At 40.7% G+C, this 3516-nt stretch carries 3 protein-coding genes; 1 reads left to right on the forward strand and 2 read right to left on the reverse strand.

Annotation, left to right across the window (positions count from 1 at the left end):
* Positions 1-365 precede the first annotated feature (365 nt).
* Both JMW94_RS14540 and JMW94_RS14545 read right to left on the reverse strand, forming a co-directional pair.
* Complete coding sequence (locus tag JMW94_RS14540; protein ID WP_201604881.1) at positions 366-1949, reverse strand: Fic family protein; 1584 nt, start codon at positions 1947-1949, stop codon at positions 366-368.
* Positions 1950-2255: 306 nt separating this feature from the next.
* Entirely contained in the window at positions 2256-2849 is a 594-nt protein-coding gene (locus tag JMW94_RS14545) for a recombinase family protein (RefSeq protein WP_011959997.1), read from the reverse strand.
* Positions 2850-3124: 275 nt separating this feature from the next.
* Between JMW94_RS14545 and JMW94_RS14550 the strand changes: the two genes are divergently transcribed.
* Positions 3125-3394, forward strand: coding sequence for a hypothetical protein (locus JMW94_RS14550; protein ID WP_265088329.1), 270 nt, complete (start codon positions 3125-3127; stop codon positions 3392-3394).
* Positions 3395-3516 lie beyond the last annotated feature (122 nt).

The raw sequence follows: 3516 nt of genomic DNA on the forward strand, positions 1-3516 counted from the left end.
TCAAATACTCAAATACTCAAATACTCAAATACTCAAATACTCAAATACTCAAATACTCAAATACTCAAATACTCAAATACTCAAATACTCAAATACTCAAATACTCAAATACTCAAATACTCAAAATCATTTTGACTATCTGTATCAAGGCTTGTCAAATTACAATGGTCTGTTATCAGCAGTTCCTTTTATACAGTCTGTTTTAAGTAGTTTATTAGCGTAAATAGGGTCAAGAAAAATATTGATTACGTTTTAGGCTATGGTATTTCAGCCGAATCTCTTATAGCCGAATCATCATCGCAACGATGATATTTATACCAGATTGATTATCAAAGTAGGCTTCCCTGCGTATAGCAGGGTTTCCCCTACCTATTCAAATCATCTGTCTCATCTTTAAAGGTTTCTACAACGACAGCAAAAATATCGTCCCAAACCTCATCATTTGCCAAAAACGGATAATCTTTCAATAGCTTATTACTTTTAGCACCCTTATTCTGCAGCATGCTACGAATGATTCTATCGGCATAGCTGTTGGGCATCTCAATAATCTCTTTTATCGCCAGTCGTGCATGGTCATGTTGTCTTAGGTACTGTGACTCGTTATGCATCTCTTTTTCAATAACATGCGCAATCAGTCCTGATAAGTACTGAACATGAGGCGTCAGGTCCATAAAGCGCCATGCCGGTTGAATAAGGTGACTGTCTTCAAAATTTAAGTTTGAGCGAATACCATCAGGGTAAGTAATCGCTTGTTTATCAAAGCTGTAATGATCACGGATTTGCTCCATAAGTGGCACGGATACACGGTCTAAAATTTTATCATAGGCATGACGGTCTGAGGGATGCTCAGCGATGGCTTGCGATATAGGTAAGATAATCGGCTCATGAATGATCTGGTCGCGTCTGAGTACATCGTTAATTAGGAAGCGATGTACTCGGCCATTGCCATCCGCTAGCGGATGAATATACACAAAAGCAAAGGAAGCAACCGCACTACGTATCAGTGCCGATTGTCCCTCGGTCTTTTCCATAAATGCCTGTAACCCTTTGAGCTTTTCAGCAATGTCATCAGCAGGTGGCGCAATATAGTGCACAATCTCTTTAAAGCCATTGACCTGAGTATGCGACACAAAAACTGGAGATTGACGGACGCCATACTGCTGGATGACCGTTTTGCTACCAAGTATCTCTTGTTGCAACTCTGCTAGCGACTCAGGATCAAGCGGAATATCGCCCTTGCCGGTACGCCGTGCCATCACATCGGCGAAACGTTCAATACGTTTTAACTCTTTCCCTTCACCTTCTATAGTAAAACTGGCTTTACTCTCTCGTAATGTCATCCATACGGAGGCACGCATCAGTAAGTCTTGTCCAAATTCATCGTTAAGCTTATCAACCATCGTGGCAATATCGAGTGCTGCCGCTTGCGTAAACGACTCTGTTTTCACCAATTGAGGACAGAAATGACGGGTTCCTGCAAGATTGTCATTGATACGCCAACGAGCATTCTTTATGACATGCGCAGGGCTTGAAGTAACCTGCTTCTTAGCATCTAGAGCATCCACATAGTTACCGCCTAAATTACTCGGTACTGCTAACTGCTGACCCATGAGCCATTCATACAAGAAAGCCATTCTACGGGCATAGCTGCCTGTGGGCTCAGCGTTTACCCATGCTTGTACGTCATTAGCCCCTATCTGCTCAAACAGACGAGCCAGTAACTCCAAATTCAGTACTTCATGACGCATGTGAAACTGTAAGTGCGCAATGATAGTGTCCAGTGGCCGCGCAGTTTCCTGATAAGCGTTATGGATGACATCACCGTCTTTATAGGTTTGCCTGCGCCCACCGATACTACTGCTGACATATAAAGGGGACACCAGCTCGATGCTGGCATAACGGATAAGCCATGCTGCGCCAATAGGGTCTGAAGTAGGGGTATTCATCATGAGGGGCTCAAGCGATTATAGATAAGCCATTTTGCAGAAAAGCGATTATGAATGCAATATAATGATTATAATGAAGCCTCATTGCATTAAATCGATTTTTATATGACGCTGTGATGTCTTTAGATAAAGATCGAAGGGCGTTTTAAGTGGGCATAATTGAACGAAATTGAATGATGAAAATACACCGTTCTTAACACAGCTACGTAGTAATAGAGTACCTATTTCTGCAAATAAAGCCTTCTTGCCTCGCGTGTAAAGCCTTATATATCAGCTGTTTATGAAAAAAAATAAAATAAAATACCTCAGCTATGAGCCTGGCTTTAACACCCGGTAAACAGTAGCTACGCCAACACCAACTGCCTTAGCGATTTCCTCTTTTGTCATATTGCCTTGACTGTCTAATTCTCTAATACGATTGTGTTTCGTTGTATTAGGCTTCTTACCGGAGGGCTTATAGCCACTGTTAGCCAATCCCTGCTTGATACGCTCTCTACGCTTGTCGTTATCAAGCTTTGCCATCGTTGCTAATAAGTCGATCAGCATATGGTTAATCACTGTTAGGATCTCACCTGTCATGCCATTATTAACTGTATGCGTCGTTGGTAGATCAGCCACCACCAATCGCAAGCCTTTGTCTTTGATACGCTGCTTTAGAATTGCAAAATCATCTTGAGATAATCGGCTTAATCTATCCACGCTTTCAACCAGTAGAATATCGCCTTGCTCAGCGTCCTTTAGCAGCTTGGCTAATAATGGTCTATCGAGCTTTGTACCACTGAAATGCTCGACGTACTCAACATGGTTATCATCATAACTTGTACTGAAAGCCACCAAATCAGCCAATGCTCTGGTAGCGTCTTGATCCTTAGTGCTGGCTCTCACATAAATACGAACAGTCATAACCCACCTCTATTATTTAGACTTAATAATTAGTGCTCATTGATAATAACAAGATATTACTATCATTTAATAATATAAAAAAGTCTAATGATAGATAGATTATCATTTAAAGGTTTTATGTTTTGGGTATAGACTAATGGTAGACCGCTTAGCACTTTTAAATCAGTATGATTGGGACACCTTAAAAAAATGCTGTCTGAAAAAAAGCTAGCGGTAGTATCAAAAGAGCTGCCGACTTCATATATGCCTTGCAGCCTGAGAACAATACTGAGTTTATGACTAGCGTATTGCAAGCCATCAACTCAATGGTGCTTGATATTCTCGCTGATATTGCTAGAAAGAACTATGAAGATCGGCGTAACCGTCAGATGCAAGGTATTGCTCGCGCTAAGACAGAGGGTAAATATTCAGGACGTAGGAAAGATACCGAGAAGCGTAAGATTATTGCTAGCCTCCTAAAATCTGGGCATAGCTATTCTGAAATACAAGCTACGGCTAAGTGCTCGCGTCAACTGATAGCTGTTGTAGCTAAAGAAACGGAGTAATACTCAAATACTCAAATACTCAAATACTCAAATACTCAAATACTCAAATACTCAAATACTCAAATACTCAAATACTCAAATACTCAAATACTCAAATACTCAAATACTCAAATACTCAAATA

This window comes from Psychrobacter immobilis (assembly GCF_904846185.1).
In the GTDB taxonomy this organism is placed as follows: Bacteria; Pseudomonadota; Gammaproteobacteria; order Pseudomonadales; family Moraxellaceae; genus Psychrobacter; species Psychrobacter immobilis_B.

What these genes read in the sequence shown, in the direction of transcription:
- JMW94_RS14540 (WP_201604881.1), bottom strand. Translation starts at nt 1,949, where the DNA reads ATGATGAATACCCCTACTTCAGACCCTATTGGCGCAGCATGGCTTATC.
- JMW94_RS14545 (WP_011959997.1), bottom strand. Translation starts at nt 2,849, where the DNA reads ATGACTGTTCGTATTTATGTGAGAGCCAGCACTAAGGATCAAGACGCT.
- JMW94_RS14550 (WP_265088329.1), top strand. Translation starts at nt 3,125, where the DNA reads ATGACTAGCGTATTGCAAGCCATCAACTCAATGGTGCTTGATATTCTC.